This is a genomic window from Chitinophaga deserti (genome assembly GCF_003149455.1).
Lineage (GTDB): Bacteria > Bacteroidota > Bacteroidia > Chitinophagales > Chitinophagaceae > Chitinophaga > Chitinophaga deserti.
Genome location: NZ_QFFK01000005.1, coordinates 347,304 through 374,116 on the forward strand (window position 1 = coordinate 347,304; position 26,813 = coordinate 374,116).

21 protein-coding genes are annotated in these 26,813 nt (G+C 50.9%); 16 read left to right on the plus strand and 5 right to left on the minus strand.

The window, feature by feature from the left end; genetic code table 11:
- Positions 1 to 73 precede the first annotated feature (73 nt).
- Together DEV76_RS13805 and DEV76_RS13810 are read right to left on the minus strand one after the other, a co-directional pair.
- Positions 74 to 1,150 (minus strand): trypsin-like peptidase domain-containing protein, encoded by a 1,077-nt coding sequence (locus tag DEV76_RS13805; RefSeq protein ID WP_109698499.1) that lies wholly within the window; start codon positions 1,148 to 1,150, stop codon positions 74 to 76.
- A 22-nt stretch (positions 1,151 to 1,172) separates the two neighbouring features.
- The gene (locus DEV76_RS13810) at positions 1,173 to 1,736 is read right to left on the minus strand and encodes an RNA polymerase sigma factor (RefSeq protein WP_109698500.1); all 564 of its coding nucleotides are present in this window, start codon (positions 1,734 to 1,736) and stop codon (positions 1,173 to 1,175) included.
- 136 nt (positions 1,737 to 1,872) lie between these two features.
- On the opposite strand from DEV76_RS13810, the gene DEV76_RS13815 reads away from it, so the two are divergent.
- The 16 genes from DEV76_RS13815 to DEV76_RS13890 all read left to right on the plus strand — a co-directional run bounded on the left by DEV76_RS13815 (position 1,873) and on the right by DEV76_RS13890 (position 23,282).
- Positions 1,873 to 2,085 carry a hypothetical protein gene (locus DEV76_RS13815; protein ID WP_109698501.1) on the plus strand — a complete coding sequence of 71 codons (213 nt, stop codon included), beginning with the start codon at positions 1,873 to 1,875 and terminating at the stop codon, positions 2,083 to 2,085.
- 1,298 nt (positions 2,086 to 3,383) lie between these two features.
- Positions 3,384 to 4,214, plus strand: coding sequence for a prephenate dehydratase (locus DEV76_RS13820; protein WP_109698502.1), 831 nt, complete (start codon positions 3,384 to 3,386; stop codon positions 4,212 to 4,214).
- Between the two features lie 22 nt (positions 4,215 to 4,236).
- Positions 4,237 to 5,421 (plus strand): pyridoxal phosphate-dependent aminotransferase, encoded by a 1,185-nt coding sequence (locus DEV76_RS13825; RefSeq protein ID WP_109698503.1) that lies wholly within the window; start codon positions 4,237 to 4,239, stop codon positions 5,419 to 5,421.
- Complete coding sequence (locus DEV76_RS13830) at positions 5,418 to 6,260, plus strand: prephenate dehydrogenase (RefSeq protein WP_109698504.1); 843 nt, start codon at positions 5,418 to 5,420, stop codon at positions 6,258 to 6,260. Before DEV76_RS13825 ends, DEV76_RS13830 begins: the two co-directional genes overlap by 4 nt.
- A gap of 37 nt (positions 6,261 to 6,297) precedes the next feature.
- Positions 6,298 to 7,383, plus strand: a complete 1,086-nt coding sequence (locus tag DEV76_RS13835) for a chorismate mutase (protein ID WP_109698505.1) — start codon at positions 6,298 to 6,300, stop codon at positions 7,381 to 7,383.
- Between the two features lie 22 nt (positions 7,384 to 7,405).
- On the plus strand, positions 7,406 to 8,431 hold the full coding sequence (gene aroB, locus DEV76_RS13840) for a 3-dehydroquinate synthase (protein WP_109698506.1): 1,026 nt from the start codon (positions 7,406 to 7,408) through the stop codon (positions 8,429 to 8,431).
- A 2-nt stretch (positions 8,432 to 8,433) separates the two neighbouring features.
- Complete coding sequence (aroA, locus tag DEV76_RS13845; protein ID WP_109698507.1) at positions 8,434 to 9,711, plus strand: 3-phosphoshikimate 1-carboxyvinyltransferase; 1,278 nt, start codon at positions 8,434 to 8,436, stop codon at positions 9,709 to 9,711.
- 5 nt (positions 9,712 to 9,716) lie between these two features.
- On the plus strand, positions 9,717 to 10,712 hold the full coding sequence (locus DEV76_RS13850; protein WP_109698508.1) for a chorismate synthase: 996 nt from the start codon (positions 9,717 to 9,719) through the stop codon (positions 10,710 to 10,712).
- Positions 10,713 to 11,009: 297 nt separating this feature from the next.
- Positions 11,010 to 11,561, plus strand: coding sequence for an RNA polymerase sigma-70 factor (locus DEV76_RS13855; protein ID WP_157962886.1), 552 nt, complete (start codon positions 11,010 to 11,012; stop codon positions 11,559 to 11,561).
- Complete coding sequence (locus tag DEV76_RS13860) at positions 11,554 to 12,675, plus strand: FecR family protein (RefSeq protein WP_109698510.1); 1,122 nt, start codon at positions 11,554 to 11,556, stop codon at positions 12,673 to 12,675. The genes DEV76_RS13855 and DEV76_RS13860 overlap by 8 nt, the downstream gene beginning before the upstream one ends.
- Before the next feature lie 83 nt (positions 12,676 to 12,758).
- Positions 12,759 to 16,412: a SusC/RagA family TonB-linked outer membrane protein gene (locus tag DEV76_RS13865; protein WP_232826947.1), complete on the plus strand. Its 3,654-nt coding sequence runs from the start codon at positions 12,759 to 12,761 to the stop codon at positions 16,410 to 16,412.
- A gap of 25 nt (positions 16,413 to 16,437) precedes the next feature.
- The gene (locus DEV76_RS13870; protein ID WP_109698512.1) at positions 16,438 to 17,925 is read left to right on the plus strand and encodes a RagB/SusD family nutrient uptake outer membrane protein; all 1,488 of its coding nucleotides are present in this window, start codon (positions 16,438 to 16,440) and stop codon (positions 17,923 to 17,925) included.
- A gap of 29 nt (positions 17,926 to 17,954) precedes the next feature.
- On the plus strand, positions 17,955 to 18,782 hold the full coding sequence (locus tag DEV76_RS13875) for a hypothetical protein (RefSeq protein ID WP_157962887.1): 828 nt from the start codon (positions 17,955 to 17,957) through the stop codon (positions 18,780 to 18,782).
- A gap of 99 nt (positions 18,783 to 18,881) precedes the next feature.
- On the plus strand, positions 18,882 to 21,026 hold the full coding sequence (locus DEV76_RS13880; protein ID WP_109698514.1) for a carboxy terminal-processing peptidase: 2,145 nt from the start codon (positions 18,882 to 18,884) through the stop codon (positions 21,024 to 21,026).
- Between the two features lie 27 nt (positions 21,027 to 21,053).
- Positions 21,054 to 22,238 (plus strand): TlpA family protein disulfide reductase, encoded by a 1,185-nt coding sequence (locus DEV76_RS13885; RefSeq protein WP_109698515.1) that lies wholly within the window; start codon positions 21,054 to 21,056, stop codon positions 22,236 to 22,238.
- 63 nt (positions 22,239 to 22,301) lie between these two features.
- Positions 22,302 to 23,282, plus strand: coding sequence for a TlpA disulfide reductase family protein (locus DEV76_RS13890; protein WP_109698516.1), 981 nt, complete (start codon positions 22,302 to 22,304; stop codon positions 23,280 to 23,282).
- A gap of 132 nt (positions 23,283 to 23,414) precedes the next feature.
- Here DEV76_RS13890 and DEV76_RS13895 read toward each other — a convergent pair whose 3' ends face one another.
- From DEV76_RS13895 to DEV76_RS13905, 3 genes are read right to left on the minus strand one after another with little or no spacing between them, the layout of a single operon-like run.
- Positions 23,415 to 24,128 (minus strand): FKBP-type peptidyl-prolyl cis-trans isomerase, encoded by a 714-nt coding sequence (locus DEV76_RS13895; protein ID WP_198652060.1) that lies wholly within the window; start codon positions 24,126 to 24,128, stop codon positions 23,415 to 23,417.
- A 35-nt stretch (positions 24,129 to 24,163) separates the two neighbouring features.
- Positions 24,164 to 24,865: a membrane or secreted protein gene (locus DEV76_RS13900; RefSeq protein ID WP_157962888.1), complete on the minus strand. Its 702-nt coding sequence runs from the start codon at positions 24,863 to 24,865 to the stop codon at positions 24,164 to 24,166.
- A gap of 29 nt (positions 24,866 to 24,894) precedes the next feature.
- Entirely contained in the window at positions 24,895 to 26,784 is a 1,890-nt protein-coding gene (locus DEV76_RS13905) for a CocE/NonD family hydrolase (RefSeq protein ID WP_109698518.1), read from the minus strand.
- Positions 26,785 to 26,813 lie beyond the last annotated feature (29 nt).

The following is a 26,813-nucleotide window of genomic DNA, read 5'->3' on the forward strand; positions in this document are numbered from 1 at the left end:
TAAAGCGAAAGACCGGCTGCTTCGGGGGTAATCCCTGTGCAGCCGGTCTTTCTATTTTTCATTTTTCAATCGCTTAGTTGTACACTTTAACCATATATACGAATTCTTCTACTTTACGTGCCTGTTCCACGCGGGGGAGGCCGGAGAGCTGATTTTTCTGTTTGAGGTCTTTGCGGTTGAATTTTTCTTTCGGGAGTTCTTCGAGCAATCTTTTCAGGTGGCCGGATTTTACCGCGAAGGCGATGCCTTCTGAGGTAGACTGGCGGCCGGTGATGATGCCGATGAGCTCACCGTTCATATCGAGGAGCGGAGCGCCGCTGTTGCCGGGTTTAACGGGGATGGAAACCTGGTAGGCCAGGGTATCGCCATTGAAGCCGGTTTGCGCGCTGATGTAACCCATCCCGAAAACGATCTCGTCGCGGGGGTAGCCCATGCTGAACACTTCCTGGCCGAGGCGGGAAGGCTGCATTTTGAGCGTATAGGGGAGCGGGGCGGAGCGGAAGTTGCTGTCGGCCACCCGGAGAACGGCCAGATCGCTGGACACGTCTTCGAATACGCTAACGGCTTTGAAAGCCTCGCCTTTGTTGTTTTGAAGATAAATGGAGTCGGCTCCGGCTATTACATGGTAATTGGTGACCATATAGCCGTTGCGGCTGATGGCGAAGCAGGTGCCGCCATACGTGCCGGGGTTGGCCGGACCGGTATTTTTACTGTTGATATCGCGGATGATGGCGTTCTGCGAGCGCTGGATGTTGTTCAGCACACGGCGTACGTCTTCATACTTATCGGTGATGGAGTTTTTAGCGGAGCGCTGCATGATCGCCATTGTAGCCATGGAGGTAATGAGGGCGATGGAAGCAGCTGCGGCTATAGAGTACCAGGTACGGCGGCGGCTGGTAAGCGGCACCACGGGGGTGGGGGCCGGTTGGGCCGGTGTAATGGCTTTGGGGTGGATGGCGTTCATCCGGGAGCGGAAATCCTGCCGGGAGCCATGTGCCCTCAGCTGGGAGAGGAACGCCTCATGGCTGGAAACTTCCCGCTGAAGGGCGGGGTCCCGGCGCAGGAGGGATTCAAACGCTTCCTTTTCCGGAGCGGTCATTTCACCGTCCAGGTAGCGTTCTATTTCCTGTATTTTATGTAAATCGTTCATCACAGTATTCCTGCTGGCTTTATTATATGTTGGTAAAAAATAGTTTCTTCAGACGCATCAGGCATTTGTACTTCTGGTTCTTGGCGTTTTCAGCATTGGTGTAGCCAAACTGTTCCGCAATGTCCTGCATACTTTTCCGGTGGATGTAATATTCCTCCAGGATGGTTTTGCAGGGTTCCCCGATCTTCCCCATGGCGGCTTCCATCTGCCGGAACTGCGCATCTTTTTCGAGATGTGCCTCCAGCGCATCGGCTGCATCGGCAGATTCCTCTACATCTTCCGGGAGGGCAGTGCTGGCAGGCCCGCTCTGGAGCTTTTTCAGCCACATCCTCCGGCAAACGGAATAGAGGAAGGTCTTTAACCGGGAAGAGAGTACAAAATTCCCCTCTTTTGCCTTTTCATATAATACAATCATCGCCTCCTGGAAAATGTCCTTGGCATCGTCCGCCGACCCATTGTGCTGCATGATCATCCTCGCAACCATGGGATAATGCTCTAAATAGATGGTTTCTAAAGCTTTATCGTCATTGGCCGCTAATCTGTGCAGTAATTCCTGATCCTTTTCTATGTGCAAAAGATTATTCACTGATTAATACGGTTTGGGCAGGTTTAGTAACCCAAAGTAGGCAAAATAAATTTTTTTTCATTTTGCGGGTTACCTTTCTTCTGATCCGGGTATAAAGGTTAAATCTCATTTCAAATAAACCTTAAAACGTATCAAAATGAAAAAAATTGGTTTCCTCGCTCTCGCACTGGGTCTGTTCGTAGCTGCTTGCAACAACGCTGGTACTGCAACTGAAAATGATTCTACTAAAGCTGACAGCCTGGTTCAGGACGCTACTAACGCAGTAGACACTCTGAAACAAGTTGCTGATTCTACCCTTCAGGTTCTGGACTCAACTGCTGCGAAACTGGATTCTGCTGCTAAACACTAATTTTAGGCAAGCATAAAGGATATTCAATCCGGCCCCGGCGTAATGCCGGGGCTTTTTTTTGTTCTAAGTGCCTCAAAAATAGACCCTTAGCACTTGCAAAGTGCTTGAAGAGTGCTTAAATACCATTTGAAAAGCCCTTGTTCCGGATCAAGTCAAATTCCTGGGGAGTGGGAACTCAGGCATACAATTTCCCCCAACCACCTGCCCAGACACGGGTCATTCATCCTGGAACTACACCCCCTCACAAAATTTGTCCTATAGTACACACCTGCCTTCTCAAGAACTGCTTCCAGTATAGCTTTTCTTCCATTTGTCTATTTCCGGTTGAAAAGAAAAAACTACATCATACACAAAAATGGTGGCCGGTTTAGCGCGTGACTGTTTTCCGCATACCCAACCGTAAGCTTACCCTTGGCTAGTCCCGGGGTAAACTGCCTGTAACTTCCTTCCGGGCCCATATATATTTAGCCTATATATAGCCTATACTTAGCCTATATTTAGCCTATGTATAGGGATATAAGGGGCTATACATAGGCTATATATACCCTAATTAATCCCTACACATTCCCCATAAATCGATGAAGCTCCCCCCTGATAACACTTATATTAGAGGCAGGTAACACTATGTCAAAAGAAGGTTTAAAGAAGCAATGTGCCCAGGCTTCGGGCTTTGAGATGCCACGGACGGATCTCTCCGACTTAAATTCATGCAACAGGATGACGGGTAACTTAACTTTTCAACTTGATCCGTTATCATCAACAGGAGCCGGCCAATAAACAGGATAAATTATTTGCTATAGCATACAAAACACCCTTTTACCATCTATGAGAATGAGATTATTTGCTGTTTTTTGAATTCTGTCTAAGTAAATTGGCTCTTTGTTAGAAGAAATTTATATTTCATCTCCCCTGTTTGAGAAAATAAAATCCCTCCTTACTTTTGTTTCATCAAACAACGCAAACACATTATCTGATGCAACAGCATACTTTTGGATACTTTTACGGCTTTTACTTTTTCTGGTACCAGAATTAGGAGGTTCGTTTTTTGCTGATCCAAACAGATAAAAAAATATAACGGGCCTCCTGCAAAAGGGGGCCTTTTCTTTTTACAAATTATGCAAACCGGTAAAAGCCAGATATGTCACAGAAACGATTTTATGCCTGCTATTTTTACTTTTTCTTTTACGCAAAAGAAAGCGGGACTCTCTTGTGACAACGGTTCGCCGGTCAAATGAACGAAAGGGTCCCGCCACAAGCGGGGCCCTTTTTATTGCTCAACAGAATTTTAAACATCATATATGCGCATCGCGATCCAGGGATTTGAAGGGTGTTTCCACCAGATAGCCGCCCAGAACTACTTCGGCAAACAAACCGCCATCGAGGCCTGTGCCTCCTTCTCGGAACTCGTCCGTAAAGTGAAGAACGGGGAAGCTGAAGTGGACGCCGGCATGATGGCCATCGAAAACTCCATCGCCGGCAGCATCCTGCCTAACTACTCCCTGCTCAAAAACTCCGGCCTGCACATCACCGGTGAGCTGTACCTGCAGATCAATCAGAACCTTATGGTACTCCCCGGGCAAACGATCGACGATATCCGCGAAGTACACTCTCACCCCATGGCACTCCTGCAGTGCATGGACTTCCTCGCCCAATACCCGCACATCAAGCTGGTGGAAACGGAAGACACCGCACTTAGCGCCAAACACGTGAGCCAGAAGAAACTGAAGTCTACCGCAGCCATCGCCGGACAGCTTGCTGCCGACATCTTCGGGCTGGACATTATCGGCCGCAACATCCATACGGCTAAAAACAACTACACACGCTTCCTGGCAATTTCCCGGAATGGCGTGAAGACGCCTGCTGATGCTAATAAATCTTCCGTATATTTCCAGACTTCCAATGAGCGGGGAAGCCTCGCCCGCGTGCTCACCATGATCGCGGAAGAAGGCATCAACCTGAGTAAGATCCAGAGCTTCCCCATACCGGCGAAAGAGTGGCATTATTATTTTCATGCCGACATGGAATTTGATTCCCCCGACCACTTCCACCAGGCGCTCGAGAAAATCGCGCCCCTCACGGAGCAGCTGACTGTACTGGGGATCTACAAAAAAGGCAATACGCATACCTGATACCAACAATAATCTAACACCAATGCAACCATCCGTAGCCAAACGATTGCAGCATACCGAGGAATACTACTTTTCACGGAAACTCCGGGAGATCGACGACATGAATAAAGCCGGCGCCCGTGTGATTAACCTCGGCATCGGCAGTCCGGATCTTCCCCCGCACCCCTCCGTTACCGCAGCACTTACAGCATATGCTGCCAAACCTGATACGCATGCTTACCAGGGTTATAAAGGCATCCCCGCACTGCGGCAGGCCATGGCCGGCTGGTACAACCGCTTCTACGGTGTTACCCTCAACCCGGATACCGAAGTGCTGCCCCTTATCGGCTCCAAGGAAGGCATCATGCACATCTGCATGACGTTCCTCCAGGAAGGCGACGAAGCGCTCATCCCGGACCCCGGATATCCTACCTACCGCTCCGCGGTGCAGCTTTCCGGCGCTACGCCCGTGACCTACACCCTCGAAGCGGCCAACGACTGGCAGCCCGACTTTGCCGCACTGGAACAGCGCGACCTTTCCAAGGTAAAGCTGATGTGGGTGAACTATCCCCACATGCCTACCGGATCCCAGGCTAAGGAAGATACTTTCGAAAAACTCGTGGCCTTCGCCACCGAACATAACATCCTGCTTTGTCACGATAATCCGTACAGCTTCATCCTGAACGACAGGCCCGCCAGCTTACTGGCCACGCCCGGCGCTAAAGAAGTAGCCCTGGAACTGAACAGCCTCAGCAAATCCGGTAATATGGCCGGATGGCGTGTGGGTATGCTCGCCGGCAAAGCAGAATTCCTGAACGATGTGCTGCGCTTCAAATCCAATATGGACTCCGGCATGTTCCAGCCCGTACAGATGGCCGCTGTGGCCGCACTGGAGCTGGGGAAAGACTGGTACGACGGACTGAACGCCATTTACGCCGGCCGCCGCAACAAGGTATTTGAACTGCTGGACCTTATCGGCTGCACTTACGACCGTAACCAGGTGGGTATGTTCGTATGGGCGCAGATCCCTGCGGGGTATGCAGACGGGTTTGCCGTGAGCGACGAAGTACTGCAGCAGGCACATGTCTTTATCACCCCCGGCGGTATTTTCGGAGAAAATGGTAAGGGCTACATCCGTGTGAGCCTCTGCCGCGACGAACAGGTGTTCGCCGAAGCCATCGGCCGGGTACAGGAAAAAATTACAGACCGTAAAAAAGCCCACGTATGATAGCAGCGGTAGTAGGCGTAGGCCTCATCGGCGGCTCGCTGGCCCTCAGCCTCAAAGAGCGGGGAGTAGCCAACTGGATCATCGGGGTGGATCATAGCACAGATAACCTGGCAAAAGCGAAGGAACTGGGCATTATCGACGAAGGCTCCACCCTCGAAGACGCTATGGAGCGTTCCGAGCTGGTGATCATGGCCATCCCGGTAGATGCCATGCTGGGAACTATTGTCAGCATCCTTGATAAAGCAAAGCCCGGACAGGTAATCATGGACGTAGGCTCTACCAAACATAAATTACTGCAACTCGTTGCCGGTCATCCCAACAGAGGTCGCTTTGTTGCCGCCCACCCGATGGCCGGCACCGAGTATTCCGGCCCCGAAGCAGCAGTAAGAAACCTCTTCTCCGGCAAAACCATGGTGCTTTGCGATGTGAAGAACAGTGATGAAGATGCGCTGGAAATGGTGGAAGCGATGGTAGATAAGCTGAGCATGCGCATCGTGTACATGAACGGTGAAGAGCATGACCTGCATACGGCCTACGTATCTCATATCTCCCACATCACTTCTTTTGCACTGGCATTAACGGTACTGAAGAAAGAGAAGGAGCAGGGCAGGATCTTTGAACTGGCCAGCGGTGGTTTCGAATCTACCGTGCGCCTTGCGAAAAGCTCGCCGGATATGTGGGTACCCATCTTCAAACACAACCGTAACAATGTGCTGGATGTGCTGGACGAGCATATCCGCCAGCTGGAGCAGATGAAGCAGCTCTTGCAGGCAGAAGACTACGATACCTTCTACAAGCTCATTCAGAAGAGCAATAAAATCAGAAAGATTCTGAAGTAATCACCCTTTTCAATAACTAACACATCACGATAACAAAATGGAACAGATCTTAGCAAAAACAAAATTCGCCGATCCGGCTTCGGACAAGAAGCCGCTGATCATCTCCGGTCCCTGCTCTGCAGAAACGGAAGAACAAGTATTGGCCACCGCCCTTGCGCTGGCAAAAACCGGTAAGGTAGATGTACTCCGTGCCGGTATCTGGAAGCCACGTACCCGTCCGGGCTCCTTTGAAGGAATTGGCACCAAGGGCCTGCCCTGGTTGCAGAAAGCGCGTGACCTCACCGGCATGCCCATCACCGTGGAAGTAGCTACTGCCAAACAAGTGGAAGATGCGTTGCACTTTGGTGTAGACATCCTCTGGATCGGCGCCCGCACCACCGTAAACCCTTTCTCCGTTCAGGAAATCGCTGACGCGCTGAAAGGTGTAAAAGTACCCGTGCTCATCAAGAACCCCATCAACCCCGACCTGGAACTGTGGATCGGTGCGGTGGAGCGTATCCAGAAAGCGGGTATCGAAAAAGTAGGCCTCATTCACCGTGGCTTCTCCAGCTACGGTAACACTGAATACCGCAATGCCCCCATGTGGCACCTGGCGATCGAACTGAAACGCCGTCATCCTGAATTACCAATGATCTGCGACCCGAGCCACATCAGCGGCCGCCGCGACATCCTACAGGCAGTAGCCCAGGAAGCCATCGATCTGGATTACGATGGTCTCATGCTCGAAACGCACGTGGATCCTGATAACGCATGGAGCGATGCCAAACAGCAGATCACTCCCGAGAAATTCGGCGAAATGCTCGACAACATCACCTGGAGACACGAGCGTACAGACCATAAAGATTTCAATACTGCACTGGAAAAACTGCGTAACCAGATCAACGGTATCGACGACGAGATCCTGCTGCTGCTGGGTAACCGTATGAAAATCGCGGAAAAAATCGGTCAGTACAAAAAAGATAACAACATCACCATCCTGCAAACCAACCGCTGGAACGAGATCCTCGACCGTGGTATCCGTGCTGGTGAGAAACTGGGCCTCAGCAAAGATTTCATTGGAAAATACTTCGACGCTGTTCACCTGGAATCCATCAACCGTCAGAACAAAGTGATGAACGACTAAGCCAATATTTTCCGGTACGAATATGATACAACAAACTCACCGTTTCCAGCAGTCATCCTGCAATTATTACCTCGGCGGAAGCCTCGCCCAACTTGGGGATTATGCCGACAAATCAAGGACTGTGCTGCTGGTAGACGAAAATGTGGACCAACATTACGGGCATCTTTTCGCCGGCTGGAAGAAGCTGGTGGTGCCCGACGGGGAAGATCACAAGACGATGGAGGTGATGGAACAGATCATCGACGGGCTGATAGAACTGGAGGCTGACCGTAAAACAATGCTCGTGGGCATTGGCGGCGGTATGCTGACAGACGTTACCGGTTTTGCCGCCAGCATTTACATGCGCGGCATTCCCTTCGCTTTCGTTCCCACTACGCTGCTCGCGCAGGTAGATGCTTCTATCGGCGGGAAGAACGGTGTGAGCCATGGCATGCATAAAAACATGCTGGGTACCATCAATCAGCCTTCCTTTATCCTGTTCGACTATTCGCTGCCTTCTACCATGCCTGAAGGGGAGTGGTGCAACGGATTCGCGGAGATCATCAAATACGCATGTATCTACGACGAAGATCTGTTCACTTACCTCGAAGCCAATAAGGACAAAGCCCTGGCGCAGGATGTGGAAGTGTTGCAGTACCTCGTTCAGCGGTCTGTAGAAATCAAAACAAAATTCGTACTGGAAGACGAGTTCGAGAGCGGTGTACGCCGCTGGCTGAACTTCGGGCATACGCTTGGCCATGCCGTAGAGAAAATTGAGAACATCGCCCACGGTAAAGCAGTGGCCATCGGGATGGTAGCAGCCGCTAAGATCTCCGAAAAATACAACCAGCTGCCACCCGAACAAACCAACCGCCTCATCCGTTTGATCAATGATTACCGCCTGCCGGTGACCATGGATTCCGACAAGGAAGCGGTGTTCAACATCTTCCGGCTGGACAAAAAGCGTGAAAAAGACCACATTCATTTCGTGCTCCTGAACAGGATCGGTGAGGCCATCACCAAACCGATCCTGCTCGATGAGCTGAAACAGATCTTACAAGAAATATAGCCATGATAGCAACGATACAACCCGGCACCATCAGCGGCAACGTGACCGCCAATCCATCCAAGAGCGCCATGCAGCGCGCGGTGGCGGCGGCGCTCCTGGCCAATGGGAAAACGGTTATCCGCAACCCGGGCCTCAGCAACGACTGCCTCGCCGCATTGGAAGTAGCCGAAAACCTCGGTGCCATGGTAAAGCGCGTAGACGAAGAGATACACATCACCAGCAAGGGAGTGGCTCCTTTCTACGACGAGATCAACTGCGGGGAATCAGGCCTCGGCATCCGGATGTTTACACCCATTGCCGCACTGGCCGACCGTAATATCACCATCAGCGGCCATGGCAGCCTCGTTACAAGGCCCATGGATTTCTTTGAAGCCGTACTTCCCCAGCTGGGCGTACAGGTAAAAAGCAATGGTGGTAAACTCCCCCTCGATATCAAAGGCCCCCTCAAGGCAAAAGACATTACCATCGACGGTTCCCTTTCCTCCCAGTTCCTCACCGGCCTCCTCATGGCCTTCGGAAGCGTGGCAGAGAAAGCAACCATCACGGTGGATAACCTGAAAAGCAAACCATACATTGCACTCACACTGCAACTGATGGAGCATTTCGGAGTGAAGGTGCGCAATGAGAACTTCGAAAAATTCCATTTCGAACGCGCTCAAACTTACCGCGCCTGTGAATACACCGTGGAAGGTGACTGGAGTGGCGCTGCTTTCCTCCTCGTGGCCGCAGCAGTGGCCGGCAAGGCGGAAGTACATCACCTCAATACACAGTCTGCCCAGTCAGACAAGGCCATTATGGAAGCCCTTGAAAAAGCAGGCGCCGACATTCTGCCCGGTATGTTCACCATCATAGTGGGTAAAGGCGGACTGAAACCTTTTGAGATTGATGCTACCGACTGTCCAGACCTCTTCCCTCCGCTTGTGGCACTTGCAGCCAACTGCAAAGGCACCACGGTTATTAAAGGCGTAAGCCGCCTGGCGCATAAGGAAAGCGACCGTGGCCTTACCCTTCAGCAGGAATTTGGTAAAATGGGTATCCGTATCGACCTCGATGGCGATATCATGCATGTACATGGCGGCACCGGTATCAAAGGAGCGCGCGTAAGCTCGCACAACGATCACCGTATTGCCATGGCCTGCGCCGTTGCAGCCCTCACAGCCGATGGCCCCGTGATCGTGGAAGATGCGGAAGCCATCAACAAATCTTACCCCGAATTCTACGACCATCTGCAGCTCCTCGGTGCTACGGTGGCTATTGAAGGGGAAACCGTAAAACACTAAACAACATGAACAGTTTCGGCAGATTATTCAGGGTGAATGTATTCGGAGAGTCGCACGGGGAAAGTGTGGGCGTCAATATCGACGGCGTTCCTGCTGGTATTCCGCTGCGGCAGGAAGACTTTCTGGCCGACCTGGAGCGCCGTAAAGGCGGCGCACGGGGCACTACACCACGGAAGGAAGATGACCTGCCGTTCCTGAAGTCAGGCGTGTTCAACGACCATACTACCGGCGCCCCGGTAACCATCCTTTTCGAAAACAATAATACCCGCAGTGCAGACTATGCCAAGCTGAGGGAATTTCCCCGTCCGGGGCATGCAGACTTTGTAGCGTCGAAGAAGTTCGGCGGATTCGAAGACTACCGTGGCGGCGGGCATTTCAGCGGCCGCCTTACCCTTAACCTGGTGGCAGCGGGCGTTATTGCCAAAAAGATACTGGGTAACAGCATTTCCGTTAAAGCAGAAATCACCGAAGTAGGTGGCATCGCCGATCCTGAACAGGGACTGGAAGAAGCCATTAAAGCGAAGGATTCTGTTGGCGGTATCGTAGAGTGCAGGGTAGATGGTTTACCCATCGGATGGGGAGAACCTTTCTTTGATTCCATAGAGTCGAACCTGGCGCATGCGGTATTCGCAATTCCTGCAGTGAAAGGTATTGAGTTTGGAGCAGGATTTGCCGCTGCAAAGATGAAGGGCCTCGAACACAACGATCCCATCATTGATATGGAAGGCAAAACCGCTACCAACCATGCAGGCGGTGTAGTAGGAGGTATAACGAACGGGAACCAGCTGGTATTCCGCATCGCGGTGAAGCCTACATCATCCACCCCCAAAGAGCAGCAAACGCTCAATATCACTACCGGAGAAGTGGAAACCTTTTCCGTAAAAGGCCGTCACGACCTCTGCATTGCCCTGCGCGTGCCTGTAGTGCTGGAAGCCGTTACCGCTATGGTACTGGCCGACTTTGCACTGCTGGAGCAACGCCGCCCCAGGGTGTTTTCCTGAGCATTACACCAAACTTCATAGATTCCCGGATACTGCGAGGTGTCCGGGATTTTTGTTTTCAGGAGGCCCCGATAAAATTTTTTTAAAATAATTAGTCAGCCCTTCACCCTTTTTTTAACCATATCAGCCTGTTTTATAACAAGGCCGCCATCAGCGCCGACATGGGAAAAATCGTATGTAGAAGAATCCGGCGGGTAGTATCCTGCCACACGCATATAGCCATAATCGCCGATGAATGTAATAAATCCGGATATTTTTATACTTTGTACAACCGGGGACAACAGTACAAAGCAAGGTATGCATCAACCGAAATCAGGTGAAATTGTTTCGTTCGAGGAACAATTCAGGCAGCACTATTTATTATTGTGTACAGTGGCATATTACATCGTGGAGGATAATGACGCCGCGCGCGACATCGTGCAGGATTTCTTTTTGTATTGCTGGAATAAACGTAACGACATTTCAATTAATTATGGCTTTAAAAGTTATGCGGTAAGAGCCGTAAAGAATGCTTCGCTGACCTATATTCAGAAGTCTGGTAAAGTAAAACTGGACGAGATGAAAGTGATTGAGCGGCTAAGTGAATATTTCCCCGAAACGGAAGACGATGAAGAGGATTTGCGGCACGATGCACTTTGGGCCGCCGTATCGAGGTTACCTGAACAGCGGCGGAAAATATTCCTGCTGAGCAGCCAGGATGGCCTCCGGTACAAGGATATTGCCGGTCAGCTGGGCATTTCCATCAACACCGTAAAAACACAGATCAAACTGGCGCTGCAATATTTGCGGAAAGAGTGCGGATGGATGATCAGATTGATAGCCCCATTAATTAGCTTGTTATATGCCTGAAAATAAAGACGATCAGAATATTGACTGGGACAAGCTCACAGAGCTCTACAACGGAGAGCCGCCTGCTGGCGGGCTCACGGATGAGGAATTGCGTGAACTCGCGGCGGTCAGGTTCATGAAAGCGCAGCTGGCTCAGCGCAATGTGCCCGTGGATGAACGCTGGAGGCAGTTTGAAGCCGCCCGCCGGAGGGTGCGCGTGATAATGATTTTCAAATTCGCATCCGCAGCGGTAGTCCTCCTTGCCATAAGCATTGGCGTATGGATGATGCTGCCCGGTTCGCAAACCGGGGAACAGGGAGGGCAGCTGGCCAATGCGGCGCCAGAAGGCAAAATTAGACTGAAAATGGGTGACGGCCGGACGGTGGAACTGGGGCAGGATACTCAAACCATACAGCATGGCAGCCTCGCACAGGTACATGCCGATACCGCGGCACTAATGTACGCCGCAGGTGATGCAACGGCGGCTTCTTCGCAGATGGATGAATTATATGTGCCGAGAGGGCTGCAGTTCAGGATCCAGTTGTCTGACGGTTCCAGGGTGTGGCTGAATGCAGATACGAAACTCCGATTCCCTGCTGTGTTTAGCGGCGACAACCGCGAAGTGCATGTGGAAGGAGAGGCTTTTTTTGAAGTGAAAGCCGATGCGGCGCATCCATTCGTTGTTCATGCGGGCGGTAACAGCCTGCAGGTATTAGGCACATCCTTTAACGTGAATACTTTCGACCAGACCGTTACCACTACCCTGGCTACCGGCCGCCTGCTGGTAACCGCCGGCGCAGGCAGGGAAATGATCTTACCCGACGAGCAAACTGTCTACAAATCCGGCAAACTGGAAAAACAAGCAGTAGATACCCGGTTGTATACCGCCTGGAAAGACGGCGACCTGTTTTTCGAAGACGCCACGCTCGCGGAGATATGCCGTTATTTAGAGCGCAGTTACGATTATCATTTTGAATTCGACGATGCTTCATTATCATCGCTCCGTTTTACATTGGACCTTCGCCGCCCCGGGCATCTGCAGGAGGCGTTGAACCTGATCCGTATTAGTATGGATAATATCAGCTTTAGTGTACAAAACAGGACCGTCCGGGTGGGGAAGATATCCGGCCGGTAATCAATAACAATAACAAGGGGAAACACCGTCAACCAACTATCGGAATTTACTATTAAAAAATCTGCATTCGTATGATAAAGCGTATGGATTTGATCTTTCTGCGGAAAGACAGGCCTTGCCATGCCGCATGGTTCTCATGCATCCTGCTGCTGGGCCTCCTGCTAGCCACCGGGAACAGTTTCGGACAAAGCGGGGGCATCCTGTCCCGGAAAGTCACCTACAAGGCCAATAAGGCATCCATGAGTAAAGTGCTGAAGGAAGTCCGCATTCAGACGAAGGTGCGGTTTTCTTATAACAGCGAGCTGGTAGGCCGCCAGCAGCCGGTAACAATCCAGGTAACGGAGGTAAGCCTCCGCGAATTCCTGCAACAGCTCCTCAGCAATACCAGCCTGCAATTCACGGAGGAGATGGGCGGAATCGTAATCTATGAGAAGCGGCCGGAGGTGGTGAACAAGCCGGCCGACACGGAGTTGTCTGTAGTATTCCGCGGCCGGGTCACCAATACTTATGGCGTTCCTCTTTCGGGTGTAAACATCCGCGGGTCAGAATCGCGTGAAATGACGGTAACAGGAAACGACGGCGTTTTTATGCTCATGGCAAGAGACAAAGAAACGGTGAATTTTTCCCTCATGGGGATGAAGTCTGCCACGTTCAAAGCTTCGCCTGTCAACAACAATGAGCTGGTATTGATCAAAATGGATACGATCGCCCGGGATATTCAGGAAGTGGTGGTGAATGGTTACCAGAAGATCGATCCCCGTTTAGCAACAGGCTCTTACCTGAAACTGAGCGCTGCGGAAGTGCTGCAGCCGGGCGTGCCGTCTATAGACAGGATGCTGCAGGGTAAGGTGCCGGGTTTAACGGTGATCAATAATTCGGGCGGTGTGAATGCTAAAGCAAAAATGCGCATCCGCGGCACGTCCACCCTGATAGGTAACGCGGCCCCGCTGATCGTGGTAGACGGAATGATCCGTCCCGATCCCGTGAATATTTCTTCAGCGGTGCTGAACAACCTGGTGTCGGCACAATCCAACGCCAATTACGAATTGATGGGAAACGCCATCAGTGGCGTGAACCCTTTTGATATCGAAAGCTTTACTTTCCTGCGTGATGCCGCCGCTACCGCCATTTATGGCTCGCGGGCGGCTAACGGTATAATCGTTATTACCACCAAACGGGGGAAGATAGGGCAGATGCAGGTCAACTATAATTCAAACATAAGTTTTCAGGCTATCCCCAATTATAACCGCATGAAACTGATGAACTCGAAAGAGCGCGTAGAGCTTTCGCGGCAACTGGAAGCTGATGAAACCGTGTACTCCCGGTTCAACGCCGGTTTTGAGGAGAAGCTGTCCTACGAAGGACTGCGTTATGCATTGTATAGCCGGGAAATTACGGAGGAGGAATTCAACCGCCGCGTAGCTGTGATCGAAACCCGTAATACCGACTGGTTTAAAGTCCTGTTCCGGAACCAGGTGAGCACGCAGCATAACCTGAGCATCAGTGGCGGTACAGGCAAAACCACCTACTATGCATCGCTGGGCTTCGCAGCTAATAACGGTGCCGCTAAACTGGACGGCAACAAACGCTATAACGCCAGCCTCAACATTCATTCCGAACCCACCAAACGCATAAAGCTGGACATTACCATGAATAGCTCCATGACCAGCGCTACTGGTTATTTCGATGGAGTAAGCCCGCTGAGTTATGCGCTTACCACCAGCAGAACGCTTGATCCGGACGTATTTTATCCAATCGCTACCGGGCGTACAACGATATCGGGTACGCCGAGTGTTAACCCATACCTGCCGGTTGAAAAAAGTACGTTCCTCTATAATACAGGACACGAAATAGCACATACAACGAATGAGAGCACAGTACGGTCTACCAGTATGAACCTGGCGCTGGATTATAAGATCGCCAACGGATTTTATTTCAGGAACCAATCTAATATCATACTGGATAATGCAGACGGCTTTTCCTCTGCAGATGAGCGGTCCAGTTATGTCACCAAACTAAGGGGATGGGCCATGGGCGAAATTCCTACCGAGGCTGCAAAAAATTTCTCGATACTGCCAACAGGCGGACTGGCTTATATCAATAAATCATCGGCTATGTCGCTGGGAATGCGAAACAGCCTGGAATATACCAGATCGCTGTTCGGAGACAGGGATCAGTTCAATGTTTCGTTGGGTAGCGAGATCCGTAGTGAGAGAACGGAAGGGTATAGCTCCACGCAGCCGGGATATTTCCCGGACCGGGGAAGATCTTTTTACGCGGCGCCTATATCCCAGAGCACTTTTAGCCGCCAGGAGATTACCGATAAAGTGAATAACATGGTATCCTGGTATGGTACGGCAGCTTATAACCTTCGCAACAAATATATCCTGAGCGGCACGGTCAGAACAGATGGTTCGAACCGTTTCGGGCAGTATTCCAATTCCCGGTTCAGGCCTAACTACAGTATTTCCGGACGGTGGAATATTGCATCGGAAGAATGGTTCCCGACAACCGGAATATTGAGTAACGCACAGATCCGTACTTCCTACGGTACACAGGGGAATCTGGTGGAAGCTGTAGGACCGGGGCTGATCGCCACATACGGGAACACAGGTACTGCTGCTACTGCCATAGCGGTGCCATTGCTGCGAATCAAATCTTTGCCTTATCCGGACCTGCGTTGGGAGAAGACGCGCCAGTGGAATATCGGCGCCGACGTAGCCTTGCTGAATAACAGGGTAAGAGTGAATGTTGATTATTATACGAAAAGATCCATCGATGTGCTGGACAGGGTGCAGATCGCATACGAATATGGACAGGCCATCATGTATAAAAACGGGAGCCGGTTATATAACAAAGGCCTCGACGTCATGGCAGCCGTTGACTTGATCAGGAATAAGAACACCACTTTTACCATGACCTTCGTTTCGTCGAGGAATACCAACCGGAAGGATAAGGAGAATGAAAGTGAAAATTACGCCGGCTTCTTCAATGGAAGCGGGCACATCCCCGGTCGGCCTATCTCCGGGTTCTATTCCTATATCTACACAGGATTGGATGCTACCGGGGTACCAACTTTCGCGAATATGGACCTGCATCCGAAAACCGGTGACCCCGAAAAGTTCCTGGTCTATTCCGGACAGCTGGATCCTAAAATAAGCATGTCCGTTTCTCCTACACTTACATACAAATCATTTTCGCTGACAGGGATGTTTTTCCTGAGCCTGGGCAGTAGTAAAAGATTGAATGCTCCATTCGAACGGACCACTGTAGGACAAGGGGTGCCGTCTCCCTTTACGAATATAAGCCGTGATTACCTGCAGCGCTGGCGTAAGCCCGGGGATGAAGCCCATACCGATATTCCGGGCTTAATTGGTTATGATAACATGGGCACTAAGTTAAGGTATATCGAAGTACCATACCTCGGCCCCGTTGCAACAACCGGCAGATCTGTTACTTATCAGTTCGAGCCGCTCATGATGTATGGGCTTTCAGACGAGTGGGTCGTAAGGAATGATTACCTCCGGTGCAACAATATCTCCATGAATTATCGCATCCCGTCAGCTTCGCTGAAGGCAGTAAGGGTTAAAAACCTGTCGGTAGGACTGGCAGTCAATAATGCATTCACCATTGCCAGTAAGCAACTGAACGGTCAGGATCCGGAAACGGATGGAGTAGGCACCGCGGCATTGCCTATTACAAGGCAGTTCGTATTCAGCCTGAATGCTGCATTTTAACTTGATCCATTCAATTTGATATTGTATGAAGAAATTGATTTTAATCGTTGCGGCAGCATGTTGCCTGGTATCCTGTAAGAAGTTTCTGAGTGAAAGAGCGCAATCAGACATAGTTCCGGAAACAACCGAACATTACGGGGAGATACTTTTTTCAGACGGGTATCCGGAACGATTGGGGCCTCTCCAAAGTTGGGCGGTTTACCTGGACGATGATGTGGAAGCCTATTATTCCTCCGCGATCGGCATTCCCGGCGTGGCAGATATCGCGGCGCCCATATTCCAATGGCAGCCTAATTACCCGGAGCTTGCATTGACGCTATCGTCCAACTACAATTTTAACGCATGGATCGTCTATTACCGCACGATCCTGGGTGCGAATGTGGTGATTGAATATATAGACGGGGCAAAGGGCAACGAGGCAGACAGGCGCCGGATCAAAGGAGAGGCATATGCGCTCAGGGCGTTCTATCACTTCATGCTGGTGAACCTGTATGCAGCTCCATATAATGATTCCACCACTACACCCGATAAAATGCCGGGAATCCCCATCAGGACAACAGCCGACCTGTCGGAAACATTCCCTGCACGCAATACCGTAAAGGAAGTGTACGAACTGATAGAGCACGATCTGGACAGCGCTATTTCTTTGCTGAGCGATTACAAAGGGATCAGGGATAAAACGCGCATGAATTACCTGGCGGCGAACTTACTGGCCAGCCGCGTTTACCTCTACGAAGAAAAGTGGGACAAAGCTATTGCACATGCAGACGAGGTGTTGGCGTATCAAGCCGGCCTCATGGATCTGAATGCCTGGGGAACCGTGCCCGATCCGGTTAACAAGCCGGTATTGGGGATCAACAATGTAGAAACGGTTTGGACATATGGATCGGAAAAAGAGAAAGCGCCAGCACTGTTCGCGCAAACGTTCGATCTGTCGCATAACCTGGTTAATACCTTTGAAGCGTCCGACTTACGGAAGCAAATAGGAATGTTCGTCAATCCGCCTGAGCTGAAACCCTATATAGCCCCGGATTTTTCCCAGCAAAAGTATGCCACCAACCTTGCGGTGCCCTATCAGAACGCACCCTCCTGGCGGATAGCAGAGGTGTATCTCAACAGGGCGGAAGCATATATCCAGAAGTATAAAACCACTGGCGAAGCAAATGCGGCCAACGAGGCGCTGAGCAGCCTGAACACGCTCCGCTCCTTTCGTATAGCAAGTGCGGCATTTCAGAACTGGACGCTCGTGCCGGCTGCTCAATTGCTGGAAATGTGCCGTGAGGAGCGCCGCCGCGAATTGTTCCTCGAAGAAATGCACCGCTGGTTCGATCTGAGGCGTTATGGCATGCCGGCCATAGAACACATTTACCGGCCGGATGCTTCCACTACGAAAATATTCCGGCTGGAGGCAAGGGATAAAATGTATGTGCTACCATTGACCGACCAGGTTATGAGCCGCAACCCGGCGCTTACGCAGAACCCCCAGTATAACGGCACCCGCATGCCGCGATAAATCCAGTTAAACAGTCAAAAAGAAGTTTTATGCGAATATATTTCCTGATACTTTCTGCAACTATTTTGATCGCCTGCAACAAAGAAGCTGCGCTCACGCCTTCAACACCTGCAACGGTGAACCTGCTGCCGCAGGGCAACAGCAGCTACGACGATTCGATCATGGCCTGCTACAATCAATACAAAACTTATATTCTGTACCGCTTTACCCAGGGCGATTATGGTTACGGCTACATCATCCGGAAAGCCGACAGTGCATTCAACGCCAATCCGGTTTACATCAGTCCGGTATTGCGTGCGGTGTACGATAATATCATCAATTTTTTCCCTGAGCCGTTTCTGAAACGCACCATGCCATACAAGATATTGCTGGCTTCCTATATCGGCGCAGGAGCTACCCGCAGTGTAACCGGGTATGATGCCACACATGCCAGTCTTACCATCGGGTGGGCAGACAGTACGCTCATGCAACTGGCCACTCCCGCACAATTGAAGGCTTTCCGCGTAAATATGGTTCGCGCTTACCTGGACCGGGCGTACCGCGCCACTTCACTGCATGTACCGAACGAATTCCTGATCAGCATGCCTGCAGGATATGATTACCTTACGATTAATACAACCCTTCAGAAAAATCAATGCGGCATCATTGAACCGGTAGGCCCGAACCTCAACGTAACTACTGATTTCCTGGGCTATCTGCAGGCAATGATGACGAGGCCGAAAGCAGAAATAGAGAATGCTTACTTCCGGCCTGCAATAGACAGTAAAGGTCTTTTCAAGCGGAAATACGGTATCGTAGTCAATTATTTCAAATCCGAGTTCGGATTCGACCCGCAGGAACTGGGGAATAAATTCTGATCGCCGTCATTCATCATTTTTTCCTGTTCATGAATCACCCTATTTAGTTCTCCTTTCGCCTGTTTAACAACTGATTATTCCGAATTAAAGCATTTACATATGAAGCAATTTAAAAGAGGGAAACCCCTCTTAATGACCGCCTACGCCCTGTTGGCAAGTGTTGGAGCCATTGCGCAGTCGCCGGAAGATCCGAAAGCCATCCCGGCATTCCGCAGTGCCGCCATCAGGTCTATGCTGGACAGGGTGCAACAGAAGCACTATCAGCCCAGAGCGTTGAACGATACTTTTTCCATCAACGTCTGGAAGCGCTACATCCACACGCTGGACCCCAACAGCGATGTGTTCCTGCAGGAAGACATTAAACTGCTGGAACAATACCGTACACAGATAGACGACCAGTTGCTGAAGGCAGACCCTGCATTCTTCGAAGCGATCCTGCAGATATATGCCAAACGCATCGCTGAAGTGGAAGCTGACTATAATGCGTTGATCGCGCAGCCTTTTACCTTCAGTAAGAAAGAAACAGTAAAGCACATCCGGAAGGAAGAACCGTTTTCCGCCACGAAGGGCGAACGTAAAGAGCTTTGGCGGAAACTGCTGACCTGGCACGTGCTGAAAAACTATATGGATATCGCCGTTGCTGCAGACAGCAACGCACTGGCTAAAGGCTTCAGTACAGAAACCGAAGTAAAAGCACGCGGGAAGGTGAAGAAGTATTTTGATGAAGCGTTCCGTGTATTGCGCACGCAACGCGGCGTAGCGGAAAAGTTTGACCTGTACCTGAACGCTGTGGCCCTGGAATTTGATGCGCATACGGGATTTTCCGGTCCGCAGGACCGTGCACTGACTGAAATGCTGAACAAGCGGTATTTCGGCCTTGGCATAGAGCTGGAGATCAAAGACGGTGAATTCTATGTGAAGCGCCTGCTACCGGGAGGACCGGCCTACATGAGCGGCCTGATCAAAGAAAGCGACCATATTCTCTCGATCGGTGACGAAAAGGGCAGGTTGCAGCCGGTAAGCGGTATTTCCAACAGCGCTGTCGTAAATATGATCCGCGGGGAGAAAGGAAGCACCGTAAAGATGGAGTTGCAGCAACCCGGAGAGCAGGCCCGTACGGTAACCGTAAAGCGCGAAGAGATCGTGGATACGGAAAACAAGGCGAAAAGCGTGGTGATAGAAAAGGACGGGAAGAAGTTCGGGCTGATCAGGCTGAACGACTTTTATATCGATGCTACCGGTAAAAAAGGTGGCGCCGCAAACGATGTGTTCCGGGAACTGTCGCGCCTGCGGCAGGAAGAAGTGGAAGGCCTAATCATAGACCTTCGCGGCAACCCCGGTGGATCGCTGGATGAAGTGGTACGTATGTGCGGGTACTTCATCCCTAAATCGGCCATATCCTGGTTGAAAGGCCGGACCGTTTTGAACCGTTACGGCGTAAACAACGAAGAAGTCATGTATACGGGGCCATTGACCGTGATGGTGGATGAGCACAGCGCATCGGCTTCAGAGATCTTTGCTGCAGCCATACAGGACTACAGGAGAGGGTTGATTATAGGCACCGCCACCACTTTCGGTAAGGGTACCGCCCAGCAAATGCAGAATTTGGGTAAAATGGGCGATACAGCTAAAGGCATTCAGAATGTGCGTTATGGAACCTTGCGCCTTACGATGGATAAATTTTACCGTGCCTCCGGCGCATCTACCCAACTGAAAGGCGTTAGCTCCGACATCGTGCTGCAAACGGCCATGTATACACAGTCGGTGATGGAAAAAGACTATCCTTCCGTAATGCCTTATGATAGTGTAGCCGTACCGGCGATAACGCCTGCAATTCCCATCATTGAATATGAAACCGTGATCCGTAAGGCGAAGGCTCGTATTGCCAACAGCCCGGTGTTCACCAGTGTGGAAGCAGCCAGCCACCGGCTGAGGGAGCAACTGGCAAAGCCTGCAGCCCTGGATCTTGATACTTATAAGGAGCAGCACCGCCAATGGTACGGCGAGGTCAAAAAAATCCAGTCGCTGCGGGAGTTACCTGCCGGCCAAAGATTACAGGTGGTACTGAGCACCGATCGTGAAATCAACCCTGCTTTCCGCAACGATGCGGAACGCGAGAAAGTAAACAAGGATTGGCTGGAAAGGATTTCGAAAGATGTGTATATCGCCGAAACGGTTACCATTCTGGAAGACATGATCGCCAACCCTGCACCAGCTACTAAAGCAACCATCAACAAACAATAATACTTCCGTTCACTTAATGAATTAACCATGAAGAAAGTAATTGCAGGCCTCCTGTGCCTGGGCAGCATTACCGCATTGGCGCAGGACAAGCGGGTGAAATTTATAAACGAACCGCCAGAACCGGCCGCGGTGGTAACAGCTCACCTTGAGCAGACGAGAAATGGGGATACCGTTTACCTGTACGAACCTTTTTCCGGAGACACTGCGATGGGCATCGTTAAGAACCACCGATTCCAGATGCGCATGCCAATGCAAAAGGGGGGCAGCATGTATATCATGCAGATCGGGCATGTGGCAGAGAAAGATGCTGCCGTAGTTTATCTCGAAGACGGGAAAATGGATATCAAAGGCAAAGGCCGCAATTTTGATGACGCAACTTTTTCCGGTGCCCCGTATGTGAAGGAATGGCAGGAAGTTAGCAAACTCACAGATCCCTTCACCGGCGACGGCAAGTTGCTGGCCGCATTGCAAAAGAAATATGGTGAGGCAAGAGCTATCGGTGACGAAGAAGCATGCGATACAATATTGAAGGAAGCAGGGGTAGTGGATAAGCGGATGAAAGACAGGTTGAAGGAATGGATGACTAAAAATCCCAATTCAGGTGTGTGCGGGTATATTATGACGGTATACTTCGGCAGGGACAGGCAATTCTTCGACTCCATGTACAACAAGCTGGGCGATCACGCGAAATCCCAGCGTATTCTCATGCGGCATAAGTACCCCGGTAAAGTAGATCCGCTTGGCGTTACATTATCGATAGGAGAGGGCGCTGCCGTGAATATTCCCGGTAAGATAGCGAACGGCGCCGCCGCTCCGGATTTTGAAATCCCTGACGTATCCGGCAAAATCGTGAAGTTGTCCGATTTCAAAGGCAAATATGTATTTATCGATTTCTGGGCCAGCTGGTGCGGTCCCTGCCTCCGCAAAATACCGGAAGTGAAGAAGTTACAGGAGAAATACAAGGATAAAAACCTGGTTTTCGTAGGCGTATCGCTGGACTCCAAACGTGAAGGATGGGAAAAAGCCATCGCCAAATATGAGCTGAACTGGGTGAACGTATCTCACCTCAGGGGCTGGGGAGAACCGGTTTCTGCAAAGTTTGGAGTGAAAGCCATTCCGTCTAATGTGTTGATTGATCCGGATGGAAAGGTAGTAGCCAACGATCTGTCTGATGAAACGCTGATGAAGCTGCTCGAAGAAAAACTCAAATAACCATTTCCTGCAGGCAACAGTAATACAACTGTTGCCTGTTTCATTCCATAAAAAAATTATAACATGAAACGCATCATACAAATATTATTGCCGTTGATGCTGCCGGTTTGCTGCTTTGGTGCAGACGGCTTCGTCATCAAAGGAAAAGTAACCGGAATTCTCAACGGTTATGTTGAAGTACAGGGATTGAGCAAACTCGATCTGGGAGCCATGCCTTTCCCTGAAAAAGTAAAGATCGTGAACGGGGAATTCACTTACGCCGGCCATATTGACCGGCCGCAACTGGTAAACCTCAGGATCAGCACCAAGCTGGTGCGGATGCTTTTGGAGAACGCTGAATATGAAGTGAACTGCAGCTTTGAAACACTGGGTACCGACAAGGTGAAAGGTGGGAAGATGAACGGGCAGTACTGGGCCTTTTCCAGCAGCGGTATGAGCCCAATGGAGTACCTGCAGCAAAACGTAGGCGATGAATTCAGCGCATGGATAGCGTATTCATTCATCAGGGAGAAAAGCGATGTGGAAGCAGTGGAGAAACTGCTGACTATTTCTGATAAAATCTCCCCCAATGGCCAGTTGTTTATGAAAAGGGTGGAAGCACTTAGGAAAGTAGCGCCCGGCGTGCCTTTTCCTCCTGTGCTCAAACTGGTGGATCCCAGCGGCAAACCGTTCAAAATGAGCGATATGGCCGGTAAGTATGTAGTGCTCGACTTCTGGGCAAGCTGGTGCCCTCCCTGCATCGCTTTCGTTCCCAAATTGCGTGAACATTACAATAACTTCAAAGATAAGAATGTAGTGTTCGTCAGCGTTTCGGTAGACGAGAGTACAGAGAAGTGGAAAGGCGCGATGGAAGGCCTGCATATGGAATGGACGCAGGTGCTGGCCGAAGGCGCATTCAAATCAGGGGAAGGCGTCAGGGCAATGCTGAACATCAACACGATCCCTTACCTGATCATTGTGGATAGGCAAGGTAAGATCGCCGCACTCCTGAACTATTACGAGAAAGAGAAGATGGGTGAGGTATTGACGAAGCTTGTTCAATAACATCCGGTATTCGTTTCCATAGCAAAAGCCGCCTGCATACAGGCGGCTTTTGCTTTTACCGGTGGAAGCCCGACAAAAAAAGGCTGACCATTACATGATCAGCCTTGCGGGTTATAAACTTCCTTCTTCAGATTATTCTTTCACGATTTCCAGCAGCTCCACATCGAATACGAGTGCGCTGTTGGGAGAGATCTTCGCACCTGCCTGACGCTCGCCGTAGGCAAGGTCGGAAGGGATGAAGAGTTTCCATTTGGAGCCTACGGTCATCAGCTGCAGGGCTTCTGTCCAGCCTTTGATGACACCGTTGAGCGGTAATACGATAGGCTCACCACGATCGATGGAGCTGTCGAATACAGTACCGTCAATCAAAGTGCCGCGGTAATGTACTTTCACTTTATCCTGCAGGGAAGGCTTTGCACCGGAGCCGTTGGTCAGCACCTGGTATTGCAGCCCGCTGGCGGTAGTGTTGATACCTTCTTTGGTTTTATTGGCAGCAAGGAACTGCTCACCTGCGGCTTTATTCTTAGCGGCTTTTTCGAGCTTTATCTTTTGCAGATAATTGCTCACCACGCCCATACCCTTTTCAGTGGTAATCATGGCGGAATCGCCTTTATAGATGTCTTCAATGGCCTTGAAGAAGAGCTTCAGGTTGATGGAGTCGAGCCCCTGCTTTTTCAGCATCTCGCCCATATCGTTCCCGATGGTGTAGGAAACGGAGTCGAGTGTGGTAACCATAGTCAGCGGCGGCGGAACTTCCGGGCCTTTCTTCTTTTTTCTTTGGCTATAGGCGGCTTGTACGCTCATTAAGCTCAGCACACAGATAAACAGGCTTTTTCTGGAAATCATACAGATACATAAAATTTGTAGCGCAATATAACCAATTATTTTATCCGGCTCCAGATTTCGTTCAGGGGGTCTCCGGCGGTGCTTTTACCGCTGTGGTGCCATTTCCCGTCTTCCACCTTCGCATCAAACTGTACCGCTTTCCCTACCCGGTTATTATCGCGGGAAAAGAACTCGATATTTTCAGTGTATTTACCATTTTCGAACGTATAGGATCCGCCGCCGGTACCGAAGAATTCCTTCGTTTCGGTATTCATGGCTATCCACTGGAAGCGGCCTCCGGTAAGTACTTTCAATGTTTTACGCGGACCGGGCTTCATTTCCGAGAACTTCCCTTCGTTCATACGCCCGGTGATGCGCCAGGTACCGGCAAGGTCGTTCGCTGTGCTGGGTGCCCTTTTCCAGCGGAGCACCATACCGTCGGGGAGGGTTACTGACAGTTGGTCGCCGTTATGCTGATAGGTCACTACCTGCGTCTGGCCTATCATTTCTTTGTCCATACTCGAGAACTCAAACGTACTTGTCATTTTCCCTTCTTCGGTTTTATTGGTACCGCCGAAGGTGCCGATAAATGCAGTGGGAGTGAAGTGGGTGACGGAGAAGTAATCGTCCTGAATGAGGAGGATGGCCGTGGTATCACTGGGAACTTCAGGCGTATAAACCCAGGCGCCGTTCACGCCGGATTGTGCGTACCCTGCCATAAGCAGGACAGATAGGAATGCTGTGAGCAATGCTTTCATAGTTGCGTATTTTAAACGTGGTGGATGATTTATTTGCTGAGTACCGGCAGTATTATCCGCGAAGCATGGGTGTTGTTGTGCCATATGCTGATGTCTGACGGGGTGAAGTCTTCCGGTTTTGCTTTGTAAATATCCGTAAATATCTGCGGATTCCTGTCTGCCAGCGGAAACCAGCTGCTTTGGATCTGGATCATCAACCGGTGGCCCTTTTTGAAGGTATGCGCCACATCGGGCAGGGTGAACTTCACGGGCGTCACTTTACCAGGTACAAAGGGAACCGGCTGCGCGAAGTTTTCACGGTATTTGCCACGCATCACTTCGCCCCTCACCAGCATCTGGTAGCCTCCCATGGGGTAGGTGGAGGATATGTAGCGGGAATGAGCAGTAGGAGCGGCGGCTCCTCCATAGCTGAATCCGTCAGGGAATACATCGATCACTTTCACCACGAAGTCGGCATCGGTAGTAGTAAGGCTCACCAGCAGGTCGGCTATTACGGGGCCTGCAAGGGTCAGGTCTTCCGTGAGCGTATCGGTCTGGAACACCAGCACATCGGGCCTGCGGGCGGCAAAGCGCTGATCGTCTGTCATATAACTGATGGTACGGGTATGATGTACATCCTCCGTGTAAGGTACCGGCCTGGAAGGATCGCTGGTATAACGGCTGTAGGCTTTGCCGGAGGCGGGCTTGCTGTACTGCATCTTTCCGCCGGGCTGAAGGTAAATGGCTTTCTCCTGTACGCCGGCAGCGGGCCATTGGCCGAAGGTACGCCACTGATTTTCTCCGGTGAAGAAGACGGTAGCTTCGGCAATGTCCTTTTCAGGCGCGCCAAGGAGGTGCTGGTCGAAGAACGGATGCTCAATATGCTCCTGGTACCATTCGGCGGTATTGGCGCCGAACTGTACGTTGCCGAGGTATTTACCGTCATCGGTAGACCACTGCCCGTGATACCATGGCCCCATCACAATACGGTTACTGATCCCGGGGTTCTGCTTTTCGATGGCCTGATAGGTGGCCCATGCGCCAAAGCAGTCTTCGGCATCAAAGGTACCGCCTACTACCAGCATGGCGGGGCGCAGCTGCTTCAGATGGGGGCGCACGTTACGTGCTTTCCACCAGGCGTCGTAGTTGGGATGGCTATAGAGATCTTTCCAGAATGCGATGCTGTCACCCATCAGCTTTGCGATCTGCGGAAGGGTGCCTGCTTCGAGGAAGAAATTGTAATTATCCATGTTGGTGTAAGGGTAGCCGGTGGGCCCAACCGTGGTAGGATAGGGGCGCGGCTTGCCGAACCCGCTGTAGAAATCGAACGCGTCATTCAGCATGAAAGCACCGTTGTGGTGGAAGTCGTCGCCAATGAACCAGTCTGTCACCGGTGCCTGTGGACTTACGGCTTTCAGTGCGGGGTGATGGCTCAGGGATGCCATGGTGGAATAAAAACCGGGGTAGCTGATACCGGAAACGCCGACGTTACCGTTGTTATCGGTTACGTTTTTCACCAGCCAGTCGATGGTATCGTAAGTGTCGGTAGATTCATCGGTTTCGTTTTTAGCGGGAGCAGGGTTATAAGGCCTTACATCCGTGAATTTGCCTTCGCTCATCCAGCGGCCGCGAACATCCTGTTTCACGATGATGTATCCTTTGCGGAGGTAATGGGCAAAGCTGGCGCGCATTTTAGGAAATGTGCCGCTGCCGTAAGGTGCACAACTGTAAGGAGAGCGCTCGAGGAGGATGGGGTGTTTGCCCGGGGTATTTTTGGGAGAGAACACCACGGTGAACAGTTTGGTACCATCGCGCATGGGGATCTGTACTTCCTGTTTGTTGTAATTTTCCTGCAGCCAGGAGGGCTCGTGCTCCTGTTGGGCGAAAACGGCGGAAAACGCCATCATGGCCCCGATGAGGGCCAACATTGGTTTAGACATGTCTTTTAATTGATCGTTATAAATATAAT

Coding starts and splice junctions, on each gene's coding strand:
- DEV76_RS13865 (WP_232826947.1), top strand. CDS start 12,759: ATGGATTTGATCTTTCTGCGGAAAGACAGGCCTTGCCATGCCGCATGG.
- DEV76_RS13900 (WP_157962888.1), bottom strand. CDS start 24,865: ATGAAAGCATTGCTCACAGCATTCCTATCTGTCCTGCTTATGGCAGGG.
- DEV76_RS13805 (WP_109698499.1), bottom strand. CDS start 1,150: ATGAACGATTTACATAAAATACAGGAAATAGAACGCTACCTGGACGGT.
- DEV76_RS13895 (WP_198652060.1), bottom strand. CDS start 24,128: ATGATTTCCAGAAAAAGCCTGTTTATCTGTGTGCTGAGCTTAATGAGC.
- DEV76_RS13815 (WP_109698501.1), top strand. CDS start 1,873: ATGAAAAAAATTGGTTTCCTCGCTCTCGCACTGGGTCTGTTCGTAGCT.
- DEV76_RS13830 (WP_109698504.1), top strand. CDS start 5,418: ATGATAGCAGCGGTAGTAGGCGTAGGCCTCATCGGCGGCTCGCTGGCC.
- DEV76_RS13855 (WP_157962886.1), top strand. CDS start 11,010: ATGCATCAACCGAAATCAGGTGAAATTGTTTCGTTCGAGGAACAATTC.
- DEV76_RS13905 (WP_109698518.1), bottom strand. CDS start 26,784: ATGTCTAAACCAATGTTGGCCCTCATCGGGGCCATGATGGCGTTTTCC.
- DEV76_RS13870 (WP_109698512.1), top strand. CDS start 16,438: ATGAAGAAATTGATTTTAATCGTTGCGGCAGCATGTTGCCTGGTATCC.
- aroB (WP_109698506.1), top strand. CDS start 7,406: ATGATACAACAAACTCACCGTTTCCAGCAGTCATCCTGCAATTATTAC.
- DEV76_RS13825 (WP_109698503.1), top strand. CDS start 4,237: ATGCAACCATCCGTAGCCAAACGATTGCAGCATACCGAGGAATACTAC.
- DEV76_RS13880 (WP_109698514.1), top strand. CDS start 18,882: ATGAAGCAATTTAAAAGAGGGAAACCCCTCTTAATGACCGCCTACGCC.
- DEV76_RS13835 (WP_109698505.1), top strand. CDS start 6,298: ATGGAACAGATCTTAGCAAAAACAAAATTCGCCGATCCGGCTTCGGAC.
- DEV76_RS13860 (WP_109698510.1), top strand. CDS start 11,554: ATGCCTGAAAATAAAGACGATCAGAATATTGACTGGGACAAGCTCACA.
- DEV76_RS13850 (WP_109698508.1), top strand. CDS start 9,717: ATGAACAGTTTCGGCAGATTATTCAGGGTGAATGTATTCGGAGAGTCG.
- DEV76_RS13875 (WP_157962887.1), top strand. CDS start 17,955: ATGCGAATATATTTCCTGATACTTTCTGCAACTATTTTGATCGCCTGC.
- aroA (WP_109698507.1), top strand. CDS start 8,434: ATGATAGCAACGATACAACCCGGCACCATCAGCGGCAACGTGACCGCC.
- DEV76_RS13820 (WP_109698502.1), top strand. CDS start 3,384: ATGCGCATCGCGATCCAGGGATTTGAAGGGTGTTTCCACCAGATAGCC.
- DEV76_RS13890 (WP_109698516.1), top strand. CDS start 22,302: ATGAAACGCATCATACAAATATTATTGCCGTTGATGCTGCCGGTTTGC.
- DEV76_RS13885 (WP_109698515.1), top strand. CDS start 21,054: ATGAAGAAAGTAATTGCAGGCCTCCTGTGCCTGGGCAGCATTACCGCA.